The organism is Pelagicoccus sp. SDUM812005 (assembly GCF_031127875.1).
Taxonomy (GTDB): Bacteria; Verrucomicrobiota; Verrucomicrobiia; order Opitutales; family Opitutaceae; genus Pelagicoccus.
This window is the reverse complement of record NZ_JARXIA010000020.1, coordinates 100,701-121,207: the sequence shown is the minus strand read 5'-3', so window position 1 is coordinate 121,207 and position 20,507 is coordinate 100,701. Positions and strand designations below refer to the sequence as shown.

Genomic DNA, 20,507 nt, shown 5'->3' with positions numbered 1-20,507 from the left:
CTATGGGGTTAGGCGGATTGCTTTTCGGCAGCGATCTTCTCGTTACGGATGGTCTCCATACGAGCGATGCTCTTGCGAGCGGCGGTGATCTCGTGGGTCTTCTCCACTTGGCCAGTTTGCTTCTTTAGGCGCAGGTCGAGCAGCTTCTCGCGCGTTTCGCGGATCTTCTTTTCGATTTCTGCAACGGAAAGTTCCTGAATGTCTTTTGTCTTCATTATAATCTTTTCCTTTCCGGTTTAGTCGCGATCACGCTCGATGAAGCGCGTCTTGAACGGGATCTTCGCGTCGGCGAGGGACATTGCCTGACGAGCGACGGCGATCGGTACGCCGGCGAGCTCGAAGAGAATGACACCTGGCTTGATCGCAGCGACGTAGTGGTCGACTGGTCCCTTACCCTTACCCATACGAGTTTCGAGTGGCTTCTTGGTGATTGGCTTGTGGGGGAAAACTCGGATCCAGAGCTTACCCTTACGCTTCATGTGACGTGTGATCGCAACACGGGAAGCTTCGATCTGGCGGCCAGTGAAATGTCCGCGCTCGAGAGCCTGGATTGCGAAGTCGCCAAATGCGATTGTGTCGCCGCCCTTCGCGTTTCCGCGGAGGCGACCCTTCATTACCTTACGGTACTTTGTGCGAGATGGTGTGAGTGGAGGCATGGATTGTTACCCTTTCGGCTTAGTCTTCCTTGTTGAATACCCAGCACTTGATTCCGATGATACCGTAAACGGTACGCGCTTCGGCCGTGCCATAGTCTATTTCTTCGCGGAGCGTGTGGAGAGGCACGGAACCCTGGCGCTGCACTTCCGTACGAGCGATGTCCGCGCCGCCGAGACGACCACCTACTTGAATCTTGATACCCTTCGCGCCCAAAGACATGGCCATCTGGACGGCCTTCTTCATGGCGCGACGGAACGCGATACGACGCTCGAGCTGGAGCGCAACGTTCTCGGCTACGAGGGTTGCGTCGAGTTCCGGCTTCTTGACTTCCTGGATGTCCAGGAGGATCTCCTTGCCGGTTGCCTTTGCGAGCTCGTCCTTGATCTTCTCGATTTCCTGCCCCTTGCGTCCGATGACGATACCTGGGCGGGCGGTGAAGATCTTAACGCGAACGCGGGCGGAGGCACGCTCGATGAAGATGCGTGGCACGCTCGCGAACTTGAGCTTTTCCATGAGCTTCTCGCGGATGATGTAATCCTCGTGCAGCGTGTCCGCAAAATCGTTTTTGCGAGCGAACCAGCGTGACTGCCAGTTACGATTTACAGCGAGGCGAAATCCGATCGGATGTGTTTTTTGACCCATTTTGCGTAATTCCTTTAGGCGTTATCAGACAGTACGATGCGGATGTGAGACATACGCTTCTTACGCTTGGCAACCCCACCGCGAGCGGCAGCCTTGAAGCGCTTGAGCGCAGGGCCTTGCTCTACCGTGGCGAGCTCGACGGTGAGCGAGTCACCGGAGAGGTCGTGGTTGTTTTCAGCGTTAGCGATTGCCGACTGCAGTGTCTTGGAGATGAGAAGAGCAGACTTGCGGGGGATGAACTTGAGCAGCTCGAGAGCTGCGTTGGCGTTCTTGCCGCGAATCGTGCGAGCGACCTCGATCACCTTCTTAGGTGACATTCGAGCGTATTTTGTGCGTGCTTGTACTTGCATTGCTTTAGTTACTCCTCGCCTTACTTCTTACCGCCACCGTGAGCCTTGAAGGTGCGAGTCTGCGAGAACTCGCCCAACTTGTGGCCAACCATGTTTTCGGTCACGTGGACAGGGATGAACGCCTTGCCGTTGTGTACGTTAATGTTAAGACCGACGAAGTCTGGGGTGATGGTGGAGCGACGGGACCAAGTCTGGATCGGCTTACGATCGTTGCTTGCCTGCGCTTCCTTCACCTTCTTCTCGATGCTGGGGTCTACGAAAAATCCTTTTTTTACTGAACGAGCCATTTTATCTATTTCCTCGCTTACTTGTTTTTCATTTTCCGTCCGTTACGGCGGACGAGGATGAGGCTGTTGCTCTCCTTGGACTTGCGGCGGGTTGGGAAGCCCTTCGCCAACTGGCCCCATGGGGACACGAGCATCTGGCGACCGCCACCACCCTTGGACTTTGCTTCACCACCACCATTGGGGTGATCGACCGGGTTCATTACGACACCACGGACGCGAGGACGCTTTCCGAGCCAACGGCTGCGACCGGCCTTGCCGATAACGACGTTCTTCTTCTCGGCGTTGCTTACGAAACCGACCGTCGCCATGCACTTCTTGGATACGAGACGGATTTCGCCGCTAGGCATCTTGATCTGTGCGGAGTCGCCATCGATACCGACCAACTCAACCGCATTGCCAGCGGCGCGAGCGATCTGAGCTCCCTTGCCTGGCAGCAACTCCACAGCGTGGAGCTTGGTGCTTGGCGGGATGAACTCGAGCGGCATGGCGTTGCCTGGAGCGAAGTCGATCATCTTCTGGGAAGAGAGAACGGTGTCGCCCGCCTTGACGCCAGCAGGAGCGATAATGTAGCGCTTCTCACCGTCGGCGTAGGCGACGAGGGCGATGTAAGCGGAACGGTTTGGATCGTACTCGATGGCCTGCACCTTGGCAGGGATATCAAACTTGTTACGCTTGAAGTCGATGATACGATAGAGCTGCTTGTGACCGCCGCCGCGACGACGCATGGTGATGCGGCCGTAGCAGTTGCGACCTGCTTGCTTGCTCTTGGAAGTGGTGAGCGCCTTTTCCGGACGCTTGTTCGCAACTTCCTTAACTTGAAGCTGAGCGAAACGCTGCGTCGGGGTGACTGGATTGAAACTCTTAATAGACATTTTCTAGTAGTCTCCTTCGTTTAGGCGGTGAAATCGATGATGTCGCCCTGCTTGAGGGTAACGATCGCTTTCTTGAAACCAGCTCCAGAGCTGGTCTTGCCGGTCTTGCGGTTGCGACTAGGCTTGCCGATCTGATTGATGACGTTCACTCGGGCTACGGAGACATCGAATGTCTTCTCTACAGCTGCCTTGATGCTGCCCTTAGTAGCGGTCTTGAAAACCTGGAAGGTGTACTGCCCCATCTCGGAAGACTGGACGTTGCTCTTCTCGGTCATGTGAACGGATTTGATGATCTTATCTGGCTGAATCATTTCGAGCCTCCTTTCGCGCGCTCGACGAGTACTTCGAGACCGGCACGTGTTACGATGATTGTCTTGAACTGGCAGAGGTCTGTCACGCTAACCAGCGGAGCCTCTTCGAGATCGACACCAGCCAAGTTGCGCAGGGCGAGAACGGATGTTTCGCTGAGCTCCTTGTCGATGACGAGAACCTTGCCGGAAGGAGCGATGCCGCGTACGAGGGCTTCGCCGACCTTAGTCTTGGCAGGTGAAATGTCGAGTGCGTCAACAACGACGATAGACTCGTCTGCGATGCGGTCGAACAAAGCGCGGCCGAAAGCGAGGGTCTTAACCTTCTTGTTGATCTTCTTCGAGTAATCGCGAGGGCGTGGGCCAAATACGATGCCGCCGCCAACCCAAATCGGGGAGCGAGTGGAACCTGCGCGAGCGCGGCCGGTACCCTTCTGGCGCCATGGCTTCTTGCCACCGCCGCGAACTTCGCCGCGAGTCTTCGTGTTGGCGCTGCCTTGGCGAGCGTTTGCCGCCTGGGCGACGACTACTTCCTTAACGGCCTGTACGCCCTTGTCACCTTCGAAGACGGGAAGTCCGTCTACCTCAGTTTCACCGTTGGCGCTGCCGTCGTTCTTGAAAAGCTTAAGTTTCATGGTCGATCAGTCCTTTCCTATTTCTTGGCCTTGATCGAGGAACGGATCATCACGGTATCGCCATTCGCGCCCGGGATGCCACCCTTAACCAAGATTAGGTTCTTCTCGGCGTCGATGCTGACGATCTCGAGATTTTGAATTGTGCGCTGCTTTGCGCCCATGTGACCTGGCATCTTCTGGTTCTTGAAGACGTGTCCTGGCCATTGGCAAAGACCGATCGAACCGATGCGGCGGTGGAACATGGAACCATGGGAAGCAGGACCACCCTTGGTGTTGAAACGCTTCATTACGCCAGCGAATCCCTTACCCTTGGTGTTGCCAATGACGTCGACCTTCTTGCCGACCTCGAACTTGGACACGTCGAGCACGTCGCCTGGAGTAGCGTCGATAGCCTCTGGGCTACGGACTTCCTTGATCACGCGAGGAGCGTGAGCGACGCCAGCCTTCTTGGCATGCCCGAGAGCCGCCTTGCTAGCGTTCTTGTCCTTCTTGGAGTCGAAACCGATCTGGATCGCATTGTATCCGTCGGACTCGACCGTCTTTACTTGCAGCACTGGGCAAGGACCTGCCTGCAGTACAGTGACAGGAACAACTTCGTTGTCGCTGCCATAAACCTGGGTCATTCCCAGCTTTTTGCCTAATAGCGTATAGTTCATAGTTCTAAGAGGTAGGTGAAGGCGGATGCCTTCGTTTTTATTAGACCCACATTAGCGAACGGCGGAATTGCCGAACGAAAGTCTGTGTTGTTGGTATCTGCTTTATACGTTGATGCTGATATCTACACCGGAGGGCAGATTGAGCTTCTTGAGTTCGTCGACGGTCTGAGCGGTCGGCTCGATGATGTCGAGCAAACGCTTGTGCGTACGGATCTCGAACTGCTCCATGGACTTCTTGTCCACGTGCGGAGAACGGTTAACGGATATCTTCTCGATACGCGTCGGGAGCGGCACAGGTCCGGAAACACGTGCTCCGGAGCGCTTAGCTGTATCCACGATTTCTGACGCGGACTGATCGATTACTCGATAGTCGAAACCTTGAAGTCTGATGCGGATTTTTTGTCCTGTCATGATTGTTCGGTAGAAAAGTTACGGTGGCGTTTACCAACCTTGATTGAGGATTTCGTCGAGTTGCTTTTGGGCAACTACTTCGTAATTGGACCACTCCATTGTGTAGCTGGCACGGCCTTTGGAGAGTGAGCGAACGTCGGTCGCGTAACCAAACATGGTCTTAAGCGGGACGCTTGCGTAGATGTAGCCGAGATCACCCTTTGTCTCCAAATTCTGGATCTGGCCACGGCGGCGGTTGAGGTCTCCGACCACATCGCCCTGAAATTCGTTAGGAGTTACAACCTCCACCTTCATCACCGGCTCGAGCAGCACGGGAGCGGCTTCCTTCATCGCTTCCTTCAAGGCGAAAATTCCCGCCATCTTGAATGAGGTCTCGGAGGAGTCGACTTCGTGGAAAGATCCGTCGACGAGGCGAACCTTGATATCGATGACCGGATAGCTGGCGACCACGCCGTTGAGCGTAGCTTCGCGGATACCGTCGATCGTAGGCTTGATAAATTCCTTGGGGATCACGCCACCGACTGTTTCGTCAACGATCTCAATCCCCTTCCCCAATTCCTGAGGTTCGATTTCGATAACGGCGTGACCGTACTGTCCCTTGCCGCCTGTCTGGCGAACGAACTTCCCTTCGCCGCGAGCGGGCTTGGTGATGGTTTCGCGGTAAGCGATCTGCGGCTCGCCGGAACGGGCCTCGACCTTGAACTCGCGAAACAAGCGATCGCGGATGATCTCCAAATGGAGCTCGCCCATCCCAGAAATGATGGTTTGTCCCGTTTCCGGGTTGGAGCTGACCTTGAAGGTCGGATCTTCTTCGGAGAGACGAGCCAAACCGGCAGCCAGCTTGTCCTGGTCCGCAGAGGTTTTCGGCTCGATCGTCATCGAAATGACCGGTTCCGGAAAACTTGGCGGAATGAGGGAAACGTCGTAGCCCTTCGGTACGAGCGTATCGCCCGTAGCCACATTCTTGATACCCACCAAAGCACAAATATCGCCCGAGCGGACCACTTCCAAATCTTCGCGGCTATCCGCCTTCATCTGCAAGATGCGGCTTACGCGCTCGCCCTTCCCTGTACGCGGATTGAAAAGCATGTCGCCCTTCTTGATCGTACCGGAATAGACGCGAACGAAGACCAGCTTGCCGACATAGGGGTCGCTCCAGAGCTTGAACGCGAGAGCGGAAGCCTTGCCGGCGTCGTCCGCTTCGATCTCTACCGTGGACTCGTCGCTCGCATGCGCTTGAGTGGCCGGGAGATCCAATGGGCTCGGCAGGTAGTTGACTACCGCGTCGAGTACGCTTTGCACGCCCTTGTTCTTAAAGGCCGAACCTGGAATGACGCCCACGAACTTGAGAGCGATGGTTGCCTTGCGGATTGCAAGGATGAGCTGGCTAACGGAGATCTCCTCTCCACTGAGGTATGCCTCTGCGAGCTCATCGTCGAAATCAGCCACTGCTTCGATCAGGGATTCGCGAAGCCTTGCTGCCTCGTCCGCGATGTCCGCCGGGATTTCAGTCTCGATGGCATTGACTCCCATCTCGTCAGATTCGTCGAACAAGAAGGCCTTGTTCTGCACGAGGTCGACCAACCCCTTGAAGCCTTCCTCGGCGCCGATATTGAGAAACAGCGGGTGAGCATTTGCCCCCAACTTGCTTCGCATATCTTCTACAGCCGCCTGGAAGTCAGCGCCGACGCGATCCATCTTATTGATGAAAGCGATACGCGGCACGCGGTACTTGTCGGCTTGACGCCAAACCGTTTCCGACTGCGGCTGTACGCCAGCGACCGCGCAAAAGACGGCGACCGCTCCATCGAGCACGCGGAGGGATCGCTCCACTTCCGCGGTAAAGTCAACGTGACCCGGGGTGTCGATGATGTTGACCAAATGGTCAACCCCCTCGAAAGGCCCAAACTTGGCCTTCCAATTGCAAGAGATCGCGGCGGACGTAATCGTGATGCCACGCTCGCGCTCTTGCTCCATGAAGTCCGTGACGGCATTTCCGTCATGAACTTCCCCTACCTTATGAACTACGCCTGTATAATATAGAATGCGCTCTGTAGTAGTCGTCTTCCCTGCGTCAATATGGGCCGCGATGCCGATATTACGCGTCCACTCCATCGGCACCGGTCTGTCGGCGCCGTTTCGTGGCGAATGAGCTGTGAGGGAAACTGACATTTACAAAGAACAAAACAGGCGAAGCTGCGGAGGGTTAGGAGATGATTACCAGCGAAGGTGAGCGAAGGCACGGTTGGACTGAGCCATCTTGTGCGTGTCTTCCTTCTTCTTAACAACGGAACCGGTGTTGTTGTACGCGTCCACGATCTCGGATGCGAGAGCGTCCTTCATAGGAAGACCACGACGACCAGCAGCTGCATTAACGATCCAACGGAATGCGAGCGACTCCTGGCGATCGTAAGAGATCTCAACAGGAACCTGGTAAGTGGCGCCACCAACGCGGCGGCTCTTCACTTCGAGGCGAGGACGAGCGTTTTCGAGAGCTCCAAGCAGGAGGTCGATCGGATCACCCTTACCGAGCTTCTCGGCAACCTTTTCGAATGCGGAGTAGACGATACGCTCAGCGACAGTCTTCTTACCATCACGCATGACGGTGTTGACGAGGCGACCTACGAGTACGCTGCCGTAGCGGGCGTCTGGCTTTGCTGGTCTTTTAGTAGCTCTTCTGCGACGTGACATGGTCTTATAAAATTAGATGATTACTTCTTTTCCTTAGGACGCTTTACGCCGTACTTGGAGCGGCTGCGGCGACGCTTGTCGACACCCTGCGCGTCGAGCGTTCCACGAACGATGTGGTAACGAACACCTGGAAGGTCCTTAACACGACCACCACGCACGAGAACGATGCTGTGCTCCTGAAGGTTGTGACCTTCGTCAGGAATGTAAGCGATCACTTCGTAACCATTGGTTAGGCGTACCTTCGCGACCTTACGGATAGCCGAGTTTGGCTTCTTAGGCGTACGAGTCATGACTTGTACGCACACACCGCGGCGGAACGGATTTGCTTCGAGGGCACGTGACTTGGACTTGGCCTTGATCACTTTGCGGCCCAATCGGACTAACTGGTTAATAGTAGGCATGGTGTGAAATTTTGAGAAAAGAGCGTGAACGTATCGTTTGAAGGTGCTTCGGCAAGTATTTTCTCGCCGAAATAGAACAAAAAACAGAACCAGCCCGTTCACCGGCTGAATCTGTCCTTTTCCTACACGTTAATTTGGGCGGAAAGCCCTTTTGGAGCCTCCTATGTGATGGGAAATTTTGAAGGAGGAAGGGTTTGGGGCGCCACAGCTCTCGCATCAAGCACAAAGAAAGCAAAAGCCGAGAAATCCGGCATCTACATCGCCCCGCTCCCCCGAAGCTCGAAGGCCCGCGGCGTTCGCGCCCAGGATTCGCGCTCTAATATTAATAAACAAGGTTCGCTTTCTCTACGGCGCGGCCTCATGGAGGACAGCAGCCCCGGCGGGCGCCTTTCAATATCCAACACTTCTCGATCAACTTTGAACGCAGCGATGCAGATTACGAATCGATCCGCGAACTTTCACCGCGCTGGCGCAGCGGGTGCTAACACGAACTCGCTGTCAAAGTGACCGCCCTTCCGGCCCGCGAAGACCGCACTGACTAACCCCCAGTTCGCTTCCTCTTAATGCAAATCAAATACGACACCGAATCCTTCTTCGACGAAATGTTCGACGAGAAGGGACTCCCTCGCCCGCACTACAAAAACTTCGTCGACCGCTTCAGCGAACTCACCGAATCCGAGTTCAACCGAAAACGAGAAGCCGTAAACCTCTCCTTCCTGCAGCAAGGCATCACCTTCACCGTCTACGGAAACCAGGAAAGCACCGAGCGCATCTTTCCCTTCGACATGGTGCCCCGCATCATTCCGGACACCGAATGGAAGCAGATGGCTCGCGGCCTCGAGCAACGCATCCAGGCCCTCAACCTCTTCCTGCAGGACGTCTACCACGAGCAGAAAATCGTCAAGGACGGCGTCGTTCCCGCCGAAATCCTCAATTCCTCCAAGCACTACCGCAAAGAGATCGTCGGGCTAGACGTCCCCCGCGACATCTACATCCACATCTGCGGGACCGACCTCATTCGAGACGACAACGGAGACTACCTGGTCCTCGAAGACAACGGCCGCTGCCCTTCCGGCGTCTCCTACATGATAGAGAACCGGCAGGCCATGAAGCGGGCCTTCCCCCGCTTCTTCCCCAAGGCCGGCGTACGCTCCGTCCTCGACTACCCGGAAAAGCTCCTCTCCGCCCTCCAGTACATCGCCCCCCAGGGCAAAAGCTCGCCGACCGTGGCGGTGCTCACCCCGGGCGTCTACAATTCCGCCTACTTCGAACACTGCTTCCTGGCCCGCCAGATGGGCGTGGAAATCGTGGAAGGCCGCGACCTGATGGTCGACTCCGACGACTGCGTCTACATGCGCACCACCGAAGGCCTCAAGCAAGTCGACGTGCTCTACCGCCGCATCGACGACGACTTCATCGATCCCGAAGTCTTCCGCAAGGACTCCCTCCTCGGCGTTCCCGGACTCGTTCGCGCCTACAAGAAAGGCAATATCGGCCTCGCCAACGCCCTCGGCACCGGCGTCGCCGACGACAAGGTCATGTACTGCTTCGTCCCGGACATGATCAAGTACTACCTCGGTGAGGACGCCATCCTTCCCAACGTCGAAACCTGGCTGCCCTACCGCAAGCCCGACCTCGACTACGTGCTAGAGAACGCCGACAAGCTGGTCATCAAGGCCGCCAACGAAGCGGGCGGCTACGGTATGCTTATCGGCCCGCACGCCAGCAAGAAGGAGGTCGAAGAATTCAAGGCCAAGGTCAAAGCGGCTCCCCGCGAGTTCATCGCCCAGACCCCGATTTCGCTCTCCCGCCACCCGACCTATTGCGACGAAGGATTCGGCGGACGTCACATCGACCTGCGCCCCTATATTATATGCGGCGAAAAGACGCAGATCATACCCGGCGGCCTGACCCGGGTCGCCCTCAAGAAAGGCTCCCTGGTCGTTAACTCCTCCCAAGGCGGCGGCAGCAAGGACACCTGGGTCCTCTACGGAGACGAATAAACCGCGCCTTCAGCCCTCAGTCCCTCAACCTTCAGACTCTCTAAAAACATGCTTTGCCGCGTCGCAGACTCACTCTTCTGGATGGCCCGCTACATCGAACGGGCCGAAAACACCGTTCGCCTCGTAGACGTCACCCTACAAACCCTCCTCGAATCGGAACACGCCCCGGAAGAGGATCCCTACAAAAACTGGAGCCCCATCCTCGCCAGCCTCGGAGACCAAGCCCTCTTCGAATCGCTCTACGAGGACAAGTCGAGCGCCAACATCACCGACTTCCTCACCTTCAACCGCGAGAACCCCAGCTCCGTTCTCCAATGCATCTCCGCGGCCCGCGAAAACGCCCGCATGATCCGCGACCAGATCTCCTCCGAAATGTGGGAGGTCATCAACCGCACCTACCTCTGGATCAAGAACCAGGACCCGCAAAAGGTCTGCGAAGAGGCAGACTACGACTTCTTCCAGCACATCAAGGAATTCTCCCAGCTCTTCCAAGGCCTCGTCGACACCACCTTTCCCCACCAAATCGGCTTCGAGTTCGTAAAGATCGGGGCCAACCTCGAACGCGCCGACAAAACCTGCCGCATCCTCGACGCCAAGCGTTACATGCTGCAGGACTCCCCCGCCAAGGACGACGCCCTGGACAACGCCCAATGGGCCGCCATCCTCCGCGGCTGCAGCGCCCACGAAGCCTACCGTCGCGTCTACGTGGCCGACATCGAAGGCGACACCGTACGCGACTTTCTCCTGCGCTCCCGCGACTTCCCTCGCTCCGTGCTCTACTGCCTCACCCGCACCCAACTCGCCCTGCACGCCATCTCCAAGTGCCCGGTCACCCACTTCTCCAACGAAGCGGAACGCCGCCTCGGCCAATTGATCGCCAAGCTCAACTACGCCAACCCGAGCGACCTGAACGGCAAGGAAGCCCACAAACTCATCGAATCGATCGAAAGCGACCTCGGCGAGATTGCGGTCGAAATCAGCAAGCGCTATATGTTCTCGGAAATCGTCGATCCCGCCGAAGACCTCGAGCAATCCCAAGCCTAGCCTCATAGTCCGCAGCCCGGAGCCAACCCCGCCCGCTCCCCTCGCGCACTTCACTCCTCACTCTCTACCTTTCACCTTTCCAAGATGGCCATCAAAGTCGCTCTCAACCACCGGACCTTCTACAACTACGACCGCTTCGCCACCCTCGGGCCGCAAGTCGTGCGCCTCCGCCCCGCCCCGCACTGCCGCTCCCGCATCGTAAGCTACTCGATGAAAGTCCACCCCGAGGAGACCTTCGTCAACTGGCAGCAGGACCCGCAAAGCAACTACGTGGCCCGCCTCCTTCTTCAGGAGCCGACCAAGTCCTTCGGCCTCGAAGTCGACCTCGTCGTCGACCTCGCCCCCATCAACCCCTTCGACTTCTTCCTCGAGGAAAGCGCGACCAGCTACCCCTTCGAGTACAGCAACGTACTCAAAAAGGAACTACGGCCCTACTTCTCGAAAATTCCCATACGCGGACGCTTCAAGGACTTCGTCGACTCCATCGACGTCTCCAAGAAGGACACCAACGACTTCGTCGCCTACATCAACCAAAAGGTAAACGCTCACCTCGAGTACACCCTCCGCATGGATCCGGGCATCTACAGTCCGGAAAGGACGCTCAAGGAAGGGAAAGGCAGCTGCCGCGACTTCGCTTGGCTGCTCGTGCACGTTTTCCGACGGCTCGGCATCGCCGCGCGCTTCGTATCCGGCTACTCGATACAACTCAAGCCCGACCAAAAGCCCGTCGATCCCGACGCTCCCGCCGGCGTGCAGGAAGACTGCTGCGACCTCCACGCCTGGTGCGAAGTCTACCTGCCGGGAGCTGGTTGGGTCGGGCTCGACGCCACCAGCGGCCTGTTCTGCGGCGAAGGACACATCCCCCTCGCCACCTCCGCCGACGCCAAAGGGGCCGCCCCCATCGAAGGCGGCATCACCGCCTGCAAGACCGAATTCGACGTGTCCATGTCGGTCACGCGCATCCACGAGGACCCGCGCGTCACCAAGCCCTTCACCGACGCCCAATGGAAGGCTATCCTCTCCCTCGGAAAAACCGTCGACAAACGGCTCGAAGCCGGCGACGTGCGGCTCAGCATGGGCGGCGAGCCGACCTTCATATCCATCTACGACCAGGAAGGCGAAGAATGGAACACCGGCGCCGTCGGCCCCACCAAGAAGCCGCTTTCCGACAAGCTCATCCGCCGCCTGCGCAAGAAGTTCGGCCCGCAAGGCCTCCTCCACTACGGACAGGGCAAATGGTACCCAGGCGAGCCCCTCCCCCGCTGGGCTCTCGGCCTCTACTGGAGAAAGGACGGCCAACCGCTCTGGGAAAATGACGAGTTTCTCGGAGACGAGTCCAAGGACTACGGATACACCCACGCGGACGCTAAGGAACTCATCGAAGAGCTCACCCGCCAGCTTCGCGTCGAAAAGCAATACATCAACCCCGCCTTCGAAGATCCCGTCGCCTTCTCCCTCAAGGAACGCAACCTCCCCGTAAACATCAACCCGCTCGACAACGAGCTCGACGACCCCCAGGAGCGAGAGAACCTGCTCAACGTTTTCAACCGCGGCCTCAACACCCCCGTCGGCTACGCGCTCCCCCTCCAGCGCGGTTGGGACAAGGACGGCCGCGCCTGGCACAGCGGCATCTGGATGCTGCGCGGCAAGCAGCTCTTCCTCACGCCCGGCGACTCCCCGCTCGGCCTGCGACTCCCCCTCGACCGCCTCCCTTGGGTCAAGGAAGAGGAGTACCCTTACCTCCACCCGTCCGACCCCTCCGCCCGCTACCCCGACCTCCCTTCCCGTCGCTCCCTCATCGTCCCCCAACGCAAGGAGGACGACCACGCCGCCCGCGAGATCGCCAAGCGCATCGAAGAGGAGCAAGAAGCAGCCGAGAGCTTCGAGGAGGAGTTCAAGAAGCTTCCCCAAAACCAAGTTCCCGCCGAAGGACAATCCGCTCCTTGGGTCATCCGCACCGCCCTCTGCGTCGAGTGCCGCAAGGGCCGCCTCTACGTCTTCATGCCGCCCACCGAAACCATCGAGGACTACATCGACCTCGTGGCCGCCGTCGAACACGCCGCCACCGTGGTAAACAAGCCCGTCCTCATCGAAGGCTACACCCCGCCGCACGACCCCCGCGTCGACTACATGAAGATCACCCCCGACCCGGGCGTCATGGAGGTCAACATCCACCCTTCCACGAACTGGGACCAACTCGTCAGCAAAACCGAAATCCTCTACGAGGAAGCCCGCCAGCTCAACCTCGGCACCGACAAGTTCCAGCTCGACGGACGCCATACCGGAACCGGCGGCGGCAACCACATCGTAGTCGGCGGCTCCACCCCTGCCGACTCCCCCTTCCTGCGCCGCCCCGACGTGCTCAAGTCCCTCATCGGCTTCTGGCTCAACCACCCGTCCCTCAGCTACCTCTTCAGCGGACTGTTCATCGGCCCCACCTCCCAAGCGCCTCGCGTGGACGAAGGTCGCCCCGACGCCTGCTACGAGATGGAGATCGCCTTCAAGCAAATCCCCAAGCTCGGCGAGCAAAGCATCCCACCCTGGCTCGTGGACCGCGTCTTCCGCCACCTGCTCACCGACCTCACCGGCAACACCCACCGGGCCGAGTTCTGCATCGACAAGATGTTCTCGCCCGACAGCGCCACCGGCCGCCTCGGGCTCGTGGAATTCCGCGGCTTCGAGATGCCACCGCACGCCCAGATGAGCCTCGCCCAGCAGCTCCTGCTGCGCGCCCTCATCGTTCACTTCTGGGAAAAGCCCTACGAAGCGCCGCTCACCCGCTGGCTCACCAAACTGCACGACCGCTTCATGCTCCCCCACTTCGTCAAGGAAGACTTCAAGCAAGTCATCCAAACCCTCCACGAAGCGGACCTGCCCATCCAGGAGAACTGGTTCACCACCCACTTCGAATTCCGCTTCGCCATCATCGGCACCGCCACCTTCGAAGGCATGACCATCGAGCTCCGCCAAGGCATCGAACCTTGGCTCGTCCTCGGCGAGGAAGCCGGCGGCGGCGGCACCGCCCGCTACGTCGACTCCTCCATCGAGCGCATGCAAGCCAAGATCACCGGCCTCGATCCGGACCGCTATGCCGTCACCGTCAACCGCATCGAGCTCCCCGTCACCTCCACCGGCGAGCCAGGCAGCTACGTCGCCGGCGTCCGCTACCGAGCCTGGCAGCCGCCCAGCTGCCTGCACCCCACCATTCCCGTGCACGCCCCGCTCGTCTTCGACATCGTCGACAAGTACCACTCCCGAGCCATCGGCGGCTGCACCTACTTCGTCAGCCACCCCGGCGGCCGCAGCCATGAACGTTTCCCTGTCAACGCCCTCGAGGCCGAAACCCGCCGCGCCGAGCGATTCCACGCGTTCGGCCACAACACCGGCCCCATCCAGATCCGCCACATCGAACGGAGCCCCGAGATGCCCGTCACTCTCGATTTACGTAGGTTATAAGACGTACTGTGATTTGGGGATCGCCACGCTTGCACTTGCAAGCGTTCGGAATACTCCAGTCATCACGCGCCTAGACAGCGCTCAACCCCTCTGATGACCGACGCTGGCCAGACAAATTTGCTCAACAACTGGATGGGAGGCTACGCCTCGCCCGGTGGCTCCTACGACGAGTTTCTCGACGAAAAGGGGCAACCGCGTCCGCATTGGCAAAGCGTGTCCGAGCACCTCGGCGACCTCAACCAGCCCCGCTGGGAGCGACGCGAGCGCCAGCTCGAGCGCCTCATCCGGGACAACGGCATCACCTACAACGTCTACGACGCAGAGGACTCCAGCTCCCGCCCTTGGTCCATGGACATGGTGCCCCTGGCCCTCCCGCAAAAGGAAATGGAGTCCCTGGAGGCCTCCCTCGGCCAACGCGCCCACCTCCTAAACCTCATCCTCGGAGACGTCTACGGTCGGCAGACCATGCTGCAGGGCAGCAAGATGCACCCCTACCTCGTCTTCTCGAATCCCGCCTTCCTCCGCCCCTGCCACGGACTCCTGCCCCCCCGCCAAAACCACATCCAGCTCTACGCAGCCGACCTAGCCCGCTCCCCCGACGGCAGCTGGTGGGTCCTCTCCGACCGCGTCGAAGCCGCCTCCGGCCTCGGCTACGCCCTGGAGAACCGCATGCTGATGTCCCGCATCTTCCCCAAGGCCATCTGGCAGTCCGACATCCTCTCCCTCCAGCCCTTCGTCCAAAAGTTCTGCCAACAGATCGAGTCGCTGGCCGCGACCTCCTCCGACCAGCCCAACATCGCCCTGCTCACCGCCGGCCCGAAAAACGAGACCTACTTCGAGCAATCCTTCCTCGCGCGCAACCTCGGCTACACCCTCGCCGAAGGCGAAGACCTCACCGTACGCTCCAACCGCCTCTACATGAAGACCATCGGCGGCGTGCAGCAAGTGCACGGACTCCTGCGCCGCGTCGACTCCCCCTGGGTCGACCCCCTCGAGCTCCGCAACGACTCCCTGCTCGGCGTCCCCGGACTGGTCAACACCATCCGCCAACGAAACGTTTCCCTCGTCAACGCCCTCGGTTCCGGCTTCGTCGAAACGCCAGCCCTGCTCGCCTTCCTCCCTTGGTTCTGCCGCAACTACCTCGGCGAAAGCCTCGAGCTCCCCTCCGTCGCCACCTGGTGGTGCGGACAAAAGCACGAGCGCCAATACGTGCTGGAGAACCTCGACAAGCTCATCGTCAAGCCGACCTTCCGCCAAAACGGAGGCGCCACCCACTTCGGGCCCCGCCTCAGCTCCAAGGAAAAGCAAGCCCTGATCGAACAGATCAACAAGTACCCGGAACGCTACTGCGGCCAGGAGATCCTCTCCCAAGCCACCACTCCGGTCTTCGAAAACGGCCAGCTCCAACCCCGCCACTTCCTCATGCGCGTCTTCATGGTCGCGGACGAAAACGGCTGGAACATGATGCCCGGCGGCCTCGTGCGCTACCCCGCCAGCGACGACGTCATGGACGTATCCATGCAACGCGGCGGCGCCAGCAAGGACGCCTGGATCATCCGCGAGCAAGACTCCGAAGCCGGACAACGCGCCGTCGCCCACATCCACACCGAGCGCCCCGTCCGCCGCACCCACACCGACCTCCCCAGCCGCACGGCCGACAACCTCCACTGGCTCGGCCGCTACATCGAGCGAGCCGAATCCCTCGCCCGCCTGCAACGCACCATCTGCAACTTCCTCACCGAAGAGCTCGGCAGCGAAACCCAGCGCGCCATCGTCCCCTTCCTCGAGCAAATCATCCCGCCCGACGAATCCATCGACAGCCTGCTCGACCCCGAAACCGAGCGCCTCGAGTTCGCCGCCGTCGAGCCCTTCCTCACCCGCTCCCTCTTCTCCAAGGCCAATCCCGAAAGTCTGATCAACAACCTTCACTTCATCGAACGCGCCGGGGCCAAGGTGAAGGAACGCCTCTCAGTCGATACCTGGAAACGCATGCAAGCCTTCCGGGAAATCGGCGACAGCTACGAGTCCAAGGAACTCAGCATCTTCGACGACGAAGTATCCATATTCCTGGACGACACTCTCGAAAACCTCTCCATCTTCGTCGGCAACGCCTACGAAAACATGACCCGCAGCCAAGGCTGGGCCTTCCTCCAGATCGGACGCCGCATCGAGCGAGCCCTCGCCATCTCCTCCCTCCTGCAAGCCTCCTACTCCGTCGCCAAGCCCTTCGACGAGCGCCTCGACTCCCAACTCCTCTACTGGGCCGATTCCAGCATCACCTACCGTCGCCGCTATCTGAATACGATGTCCTCCGAAAGCGTGCTCGACGTCCTCTGCTTCGACACCACCAACCCCCGCTCCCTCGTCTACCAAATTTCCAACCTCAGAGAGCTGCTCGCCACCCTGCCCCACGCCAGCAAAGGCCTTCGCAACACCATCGACACCCTCTCCCTCCAGCTCTTCAGCCGCATCGGACTCACCACCCCCGAAAGCCTCATGCAGCAGGAACCGCTTGCCCGCATGAAAAGCGTGCACGACTTCTTCGGCGACACCTTCAAAAACCTGCTCGACCTCGGCAGCGCCATCCAACAGCACTACTTCGCCCACACCACCAACGCGGCCACCAAAAAGCCAAACGCCACCATCGGCTAGCCCGACGCGGCAGATCACCTCAAACATGGCTACCTATCGCATAGACCACAAGACGACCTACACGTACAGCTACCCTGTAACCGCGTCCCACCATACTGCGATCCTCAAGCCCCTCAGCAACGAATCCCAAAGCTGCAGCCGCTTCTCCCTCGAAGTCAGTCCCGAAGCCGCCGACCTCGCGGAACGCATGGACTACTTCGGAAACACCTCCCACCTCTTCGCCGTCCAAGAGCCGCACGACGCCCTCGTCGTCGAAGCATCCAGCATCGTAACGGTCACCAGCGAAGCCGTCGATCTCCAAAAACTGGATACGCCCGCTTCCGAAATCAGAGAAGCCCTCGCCGACATCAAGCGGACCGATCTTATCGAAGCCAAAGAGTTCCTCTACGAGACCGAAAACACCCGCAAGTCAGACGAAGTCACCGCCTTCGGCGCCCGCTTCCTTGCCGGCGATGCCCCGATTGGCAAGGGAATCCTCGCCCTGCTTCAAGCCTTCAAGGACGAGTTCAAGTTCGACCCCGAAGCCAGCGACATCTACACCCCCGTCGAGCAAACCCTCTCCCACAAGCGGGGCGTCTGCCAGGACTTCGCCCACCTCATGATCGCCGCCCTACGGGCCCAAGGCCTAGCCGCGTGCTACGCCAGTGGATACATTCTCACCATGCCGCCTCCCGGCCAGCCCCGACTCGTCGGGGCCGACGCCTCCCACGCTTGGGTCAGCGTCTTCATCCCCAACAGCGGCTGGGTCGACGTCGACCCCACCAACAACCTCGTATGCGGCGACCAACACGTCGCCGTCGCCTACGGCCGCGACTTCTCCGACGTCAGCATGCTCAGCGGCGCCGTTACCGGCGGCGGAGAGCACACCATATCCGTCGAAGTCACCATGCAGCCGATTTGAGGCGACTCTTCTCGCTTACCTATTGAGGACGCGCCGAAGAATAAGAGGTGTCGATTCGAAGATCGGAAAGCTCGACGTTCAAATTATACTTCCGAGACGATTCGTTGTACGCCCCCCACTTCGGATAGGTATAGCTCCCGTCCTTAGTGCGATGATACGCCTTTCGATTGCTATCGCCAAACGTGCTGATGCTATAGTTGCTTCCCGTCTCTACATTGCTCAGAGTCTGCTTCGACCCGTTCTTCCAAAGCGAAACCCAACCGTCTCCGGGATCCGTGGAAAACTTAAACCCAATGACAATCGTCACCCATTGGTTTTCATTCAAAGTGGACTTCCATACCGTTGCCTTTCGGCTCGATTGAGACTGTCCCGTAGTGGTCGGACCATATAGATTCAGGCAGTACTCCTTCGTCTTCGGATTCCACTCCATGTTAAAAGGATAGTTCTGCATCATCCCGCTACCCGCCGATTTCCACTGAAAAACAGTCACATCGTCATCCTCTAGCGTGATGTTGTTCAGAACATCTGCGCGAAACCGAAAACCAATATAATACGTGTTCCCAGCCACGAAATTATAGTCCACCGAACTCAGCTGAGCTCGACTAAACTCGGCCCGCTTCGCGCCAGCGGGCTTATTGATGCGCCAAACGTTTCCATAAGTGCTATTGTTGACGATGCTCACAGTTGGCGTCGTGCCTCCATTGTCCTCCGTGTTGAAGTTCTTGAAGTAGTCGCGCCAGTCCGCTCCGCTCGCATCCGGATTCGCATACCAGTACTGCGCAGAGGCATGACCGGCGGCCAGGCAGGCAAAGACAAGAAAAACGAACGCTTTAGCGGTCGGCTTAAACATACTATTTTGTTTATTCATACTATTATTCATTTCTGGGGTTTTGGTACAAAAGATCAGCGAGCCACCAAATTCAGGAGTTCGTTATCCATACGGCGGTTCAACAGGGCTAAAGAACGGTTCCGCGCTTCTTCGCGTATCGGAGCATCGCGAAGACTTTGGGCGATCGCTGGCAGAGCACTTGTATCCGCTCTTTCAATATAGGAGCTCAGAAAGGCCGCTCTTCTCTCGGACGCTTCGATCTTGCCCGCCCATTGCAAGGTCGCCTGAGGATCTCTCTGAGCGTAATGCCCTGCAAACGCCTCCGCCGCTCGGTCGAAAGCCTCCCCGCGCGGCAAGGTTTCGACCCACTCTTGAGCCAGCTCAGCATCTCCCTCCGCAACCAAGAGCGTGCGCAACACCGAGCCCGCCGCCGTTGTCCTGAGATGATTGGGAAGATCGTCGAAACTTGAAATAAGCAAGTCTGGCGCTGTCCGAGACATTCTCGCGAAAAGGTCCGCGACCTCTTCCGCCTCGCCATCGAGCAGGTTAGCATGATGAGCAATCACCTCTATCGCAGCGACGACATCTTGCTCCACATTCTCGTCCAATAATGCCAATACGGAATTCCTCCTGGTAGTCTGGTCAACTTGCTCCGCGATAAGGTCCAGCGCAGCAGTCACATCCCTCCTGGACATCTCCGAAACGATTCTCGGCAACAGCTCCCCCTGAAGCCTATCCGAACCCAGTCGCTCCAGCTCCCGCGCAGCGCCCTTCGGATCCTGCAAGGCAAGAGCCCCCAGGATTTCCGAGTAACATCCGTAAAGAACGGCAGGCGGAACATTGCGATCTGGAAGCGAACGCAACCAATCCAATCCTCGATCAACGTCGAGACCTGCCCACCCCTTCGCAACTTCAACCGCCAAATTGCCACGTAACTCGCTATCTTCGATTGTATCCAAATACTCGAACGCCTGAGCTGGACTGCCTTTCGCATAAGCGCTCAAGGCTTCATTCAAGCCACTTTCGTAATCCTCCCCTGCAAGCTGCCCTTTCCGGTTTAGGATCCACTGCAAAGCCTCGGAGGGCGACTGCAGGCTCAAAGAACGAACAAAAGCGATCGACAGATAGCCACGCTGGCTCGCCTCACACCGATCAAGGACCGATGAAACCTGGCTAGGCTGTTCTAGGGCGAGCTTCTCCACCATTGCCAAAACCAATACATCGCTCATCGAAGCCTGTACCTCGTGGTAGAGCTCCGGAGCGACTCCTGCCAGTTCGAACAGGGCCTCGCTCTGACTGAGGCGGCGCCCACCGCTTTCGCTTTTCGCCTCACCCCTTTCGCCCGGGTTAACATCAGCAACGGGCACCAAGGGGATGCGAGGCTGCACCTTCTCGACTAAAGGCTCTGATGCGTCTGGATCGTTCGTCTGCCTTCCAAGGTCGAAACCGACAGCGAAACCAACAATCAACGTGAATAATCCGACGAGTAACAGGTTACTGGATACAGTACAATGAGATTTCGGCTTCTTCATTAAACGAAAAATTGTCCTCAGAATTTGGGCACAGTTTCTCAGGTCTCGACCTGTCGTCTAACAACGATTCCGGACGAGCGAGAGGAGGTGGGGAATACGGGGATGGGTAAGCTCGAAGAAAGCGAAATCGGACGCCAAGACCAACAGATCCAGATGCTAATAGTAGGGACGTCCCTCGAC

20 protein-coding genes are annotated in these 20,507 nt (G+C 58.5%); 5 read left to right on the top strand and 15 right to left on the bottom strand.

Going from position 1 to position 20,507, the window contains the following annotated elements:
- Positions 1-8: 8 nt before the first annotated feature.
- The 13 genes from rpmC to rpsL all read right to left on the bottom strand — a co-directional run bounded on the left by rpmC (position 9) and on the right by rpsL (position 7,910).
- On the bottom strand, positions 9-215 hold the full coding sequence (gene rpmC, locus QEH57_RS20395; RefSeq protein WP_191619624.1) for a 50S ribosomal protein L29: 207 nt from the start codon (positions 213-215) through the stop codon (positions 9-11).
- A 21-nt stretch (positions 216-236) separates the two neighbouring features.
- A complete protein-coding gene (rplP, locus tag QEH57_RS20390; RefSeq protein WP_309008633.1) occupies positions 237-656 on the bottom strand; it encodes a 50S ribosomal protein L16 in 420 nt (139 codons plus the stop codon).
- Between the two features lie 19 nt (positions 657-675).
- Positions 676-1,299, bottom strand: coding sequence for a 30S ribosomal protein S3 (rpsC, locus tag QEH57_RS20385; protein WP_185660280.1), 624 nt, complete (start codon positions 1,297-1,299; stop codon positions 676-678).
- Between the two features lie 14 nt (positions 1,300-1,313).
- Positions 1,314-1,649: a 50S ribosomal protein L22 gene (rplV, locus tag QEH57_RS20380; RefSeq protein ID WP_309008632.1), complete on the bottom strand. Its 336-nt coding sequence runs from the start codon at positions 1,647-1,649 to the stop codon at positions 1,314-1,316.
- A gap of 20 nt (positions 1,650-1,669) precedes the next feature.
- Positions 1,670-1,936, bottom strand: a complete 267-nt coding sequence (gene rpsS / locus QEH57_RS20375; RefSeq protein ID WP_191619628.1) for a 30S ribosomal protein S19 — start codon at positions 1,934-1,936, stop codon at positions 1,670-1,672.
- Between the two features lie 17 nt (positions 1,937-1,953).
- Positions 1,954-2,808 (bottom strand): 50S ribosomal protein L2, encoded by an 855-nt coding sequence (rplB, locus tag QEH57_RS20370; RefSeq protein WP_309008631.1) that lies wholly within the window; start codon positions 2,806-2,808, stop codon positions 1,954-1,956.
- A gap of 20 nt (positions 2,809-2,828) precedes the next feature.
- The gene (gene rplW / locus QEH57_RS20365; protein ID WP_309008630.1) at positions 2,829-3,119 is read right to left on the bottom strand and encodes a 50S ribosomal protein L23; all 291 of its coding nucleotides are present in this window, start codon (positions 3,117-3,119) and stop codon (positions 2,829-2,831) included.
- A complete protein-coding gene (gene rplD / locus QEH57_RS20360) occupies positions 3,116-3,751 on the bottom strand; it encodes a 50S ribosomal protein L4 (protein ID WP_309008629.1) in 636 nt (211 codons plus the stop codon). Before rplD ends, rplW begins: the two co-directional genes overlap by 4 nt.
- A 17-nt stretch (positions 3,752-3,768) precedes the next feature.
- Positions 3,769-4,407 carry a 50S ribosomal protein L3 gene (gene rplC / locus QEH57_RS20355; protein ID WP_309008628.1) on the bottom strand — a complete coding sequence of 213 codons (639 nt, stop codon included), beginning with the start codon at positions 4,405-4,407 and terminating at the stop codon, positions 3,769-3,771.
- Positions 4,408-4,509: 102 nt separating this feature from the next.
- Positions 4,510-4,818: a 30S ribosomal protein S10 gene (rpsJ, locus tag QEH57_RS20350; RefSeq protein WP_040898353.1), complete on the bottom strand. Its 309-nt coding sequence runs from the start codon at positions 4,816-4,818 to the stop codon at positions 4,510-4,512.
- 30 nt (positions 4,819-4,848) lie between these two features.
- On the bottom strand, positions 4,849-6,990 hold the full coding sequence (gene fusA, locus QEH57_RS20345; RefSeq protein WP_309008627.1) for an elongation factor G: 2,142 nt from the start codon (positions 6,988-6,990) through the stop codon (positions 4,849-4,851).
- Positions 6,991-7,035: 45 nt separating this feature from the next.
- Entirely contained in the window at positions 7,036-7,509 is a 474-nt protein-coding gene (gene rpsG / locus QEH57_RS20340; protein WP_309008626.1) for a 30S ribosomal protein S7, read from the bottom strand.
- Positions 7,510-7,529: 20 nt separating this feature from the next.
- The gene (gene rpsL / locus QEH57_RS20335) at positions 7,530-7,910 is read right to left on the bottom strand and encodes a 30S ribosomal protein S12 (RefSeq protein ID WP_191619634.1); all 381 of its coding nucleotides are present in this window, start codon (positions 7,908-7,910) and stop codon (positions 7,530-7,532) included.
- A 563-nt stretch (positions 7,911-8,473) separates the two neighbouring features.
- Here rpsL and QEH57_RS20330 point away from each other — a divergent pair.
- The 5 genes from QEH57_RS20330 to QEH57_RS20310 all read left to right on the top strand — a co-directional run bounded on the left by QEH57_RS20330 (position 8,474) and on the right by QEH57_RS20310 (position 17,966).
- Positions 8,474-9,913, top strand: coding sequence for a circularly permuted type 2 ATP-grasp protein (locus tag QEH57_RS20330; RefSeq protein ID WP_309008625.1), 1,440 nt, complete (start codon positions 8,474-8,476; stop codon positions 9,911-9,913).
- A 48-nt stretch (positions 9,914-9,961) separates the two neighbouring features.
- A complete protein-coding gene (locus tag QEH57_RS20325) occupies positions 9,962-10,957 on the top strand; it encodes an alpha-E domain-containing protein (RefSeq protein ID WP_309008624.1) in 996 nt (331 codons plus the stop codon).
- An 84-nt stretch (positions 10,958-11,041) separates the two neighbouring features.
- Positions 11,042-14,413 carry a transglutaminase family protein gene (locus tag QEH57_RS20320; protein WP_309008623.1) on the top strand — a complete coding sequence of 1,124 codons (3,372 nt, stop codon included), beginning with the start codon at positions 11,042-11,044 and terminating at the stop codon, positions 14,411-14,413.
- Between the two features lie 93 nt (positions 14,414-14,506).
- The gene (locus QEH57_RS20315; RefSeq protein ID WP_309008622.1) at positions 14,507-17,065 is read left to right on the top strand and encodes a circularly permuted type 2 ATP-grasp protein; all 2,559 of its coding nucleotides are present in this window, start codon (positions 14,507-14,509) and stop codon (positions 17,063-17,065) included.
- Between the two features lie 25 nt (positions 17,066-17,090).
- Complete coding sequence (locus tag QEH57_RS20310; protein ID WP_309008621.1) at positions 17,091-17,966, top strand: transglutaminase family protein; 876 nt, start codon at positions 17,091-17,093, stop codon at positions 17,964-17,966.
- A gap of 19 nt (positions 17,967-17,985) precedes the next feature.
- Here QEH57_RS20310 and QEH57_RS20305 read toward each other — a convergent pair whose 3' ends face one another.
- Both QEH57_RS20305 and QEH57_RS20300 read right to left on the bottom strand, forming a co-directional pair.
- Positions 17,986-18,834: a heparin lyase I family protein gene (locus QEH57_RS20305; protein ID WP_309008620.1), complete on the bottom strand. Its 849-nt coding sequence runs from the start codon at positions 18,832-18,834 to the stop codon at positions 17,986-17,988.
- Between the two features lie 35 nt (positions 18,835-18,869).
- Positions 18,870-20,327 (bottom strand): hypothetical protein, encoded by a 1,458-nt coding sequence (locus QEH57_RS20300; protein ID WP_309008619.1) that lies wholly within the window; start codon positions 20,325-20,327, stop codon positions 18,870-18,872.
- Between the last annotated feature and the right edge of the window lie 180 nt (positions 20,328-20,507).

Bases quoted from the DNA above. Each gene is read 5' to 3' on its own strand.
- rpmC (WP_191619624.1), bottom strand. From the start codon at position 215: ATGAAGACAAAAGACATTCAGGAACTTTCCGTTGCAGAAATCGAAAAG.
- rplP (WP_309008633.1), bottom strand. From the start codon at position 656: ATGCCTCCACTCACACCATCTCGCACAAAGTACCGTAAGGTAATGAAG.
- rpsC (WP_185660280.1), bottom strand. From the start codon at position 1,299: ATGGGTCAAAAAACACATCCGATCGGATTTCGCCTCGCTGTAAATCGT.
- rplV (WP_309008632.1), bottom strand. From the start codon at position 1,649: ATGCAAGTACAAGCACGCACAAAATACGCTCGAATGTCACCTAAGAAG.
- rpsS (WP_191619628.1), bottom strand. From the start codon at position 1,936: ATGGCTCGTTCAGTAAAAAAAGGATTTTTCGTAGACCCCAGCATCGAG.
- rplB (WP_309008631.1), bottom strand. From the start codon at position 2,808: ATGTCTATTAAGAGTTTCAATCCAGTCACCCCGACGCAGCGTTTCGCT.
- rplW (WP_309008630.1), bottom strand. From the start codon at position 3,119: ATGATTCAGCCAGATAAGATCATCAAATCCGTTCACATGACCGAGAAG.
- rplD (WP_309008629.1), bottom strand. From the start codon at position 3,751: ATGAAACTTAAGCTTTTCAAGAACGACGGCAGCGCCAACGGTGAAACT.
- rplC (WP_309008628.1), bottom strand. From the start codon at position 4,407: ATGAACTATACGCTATTAGGCAAAAAGCTGGGAATGACCCAGGTTTAT.
- rpsJ (WP_040898353.1), bottom strand. From the start codon at position 4,818: ATGACAGGACAAAAAATCCGCATCAGACTTCAAGGTTTCGACTATCGA.
- fusA (WP_309008627.1), bottom strand. From the start codon at position 6,990: ATGTCAGTTTCCCTCACAGCTCATTCGCCACGAAACGGCGCCGACAGA.
- rpsG (WP_309008626.1), bottom strand. From the start codon at position 7,509: ATGTCACGTCGCAGAAGAGCTACTAAAAGACCAGCAAAGCCAGACGCC.
- rpsL (WP_191619634.1), bottom strand. From the start codon at position 7,910: ATGCCTACTATTAACCAGTTAGTCCGATTGGGCCGCAAAGTGATCAAG.
- QEH57_RS20330 (WP_309008625.1), top strand. From the start codon at position 8,474: ATGCAAATCAAATACGACACCGAATCCTTCTTCGACGAAATGTTCGAC.
- QEH57_RS20325 (WP_309008624.1), top strand. From the start codon at position 9,962: ATGCTTTGCCGCGTCGCAGACTCACTCTTCTGGATGGCCCGCTACATC.
- QEH57_RS20320 (WP_309008623.1), top strand. From the start codon at position 11,042: ATGGCCATCAAAGTCGCTCTCAACCACCGGACCTTCTACAACTACGAC.
- QEH57_RS20315 (WP_309008622.1), top strand. From the start codon at position 14,507: ATGACCGACGCTGGCCAGACAAATTTGCTCAACAACTGGATGGGAGGC.
- QEH57_RS20310 (WP_309008621.1), top strand. From the start codon at position 17,091: ATGGCTACCTATCGCATAGACCACAAGACGACCTACACGTACAGCTAC.
- QEH57_RS20305 (WP_309008620.1), bottom strand. From the start codon at position 18,834: ATGAATAAACAAAATAGTATGTTTAAGCCGACCGCTAAAGCGTTCGTT.
- QEH57_RS20300 (WP_309008619.1), bottom strand. From the start codon at position 20,327: ATGAAGAAGCCGAAATCTCATTGTACTGTATCCAGTAACCTGTTACTC.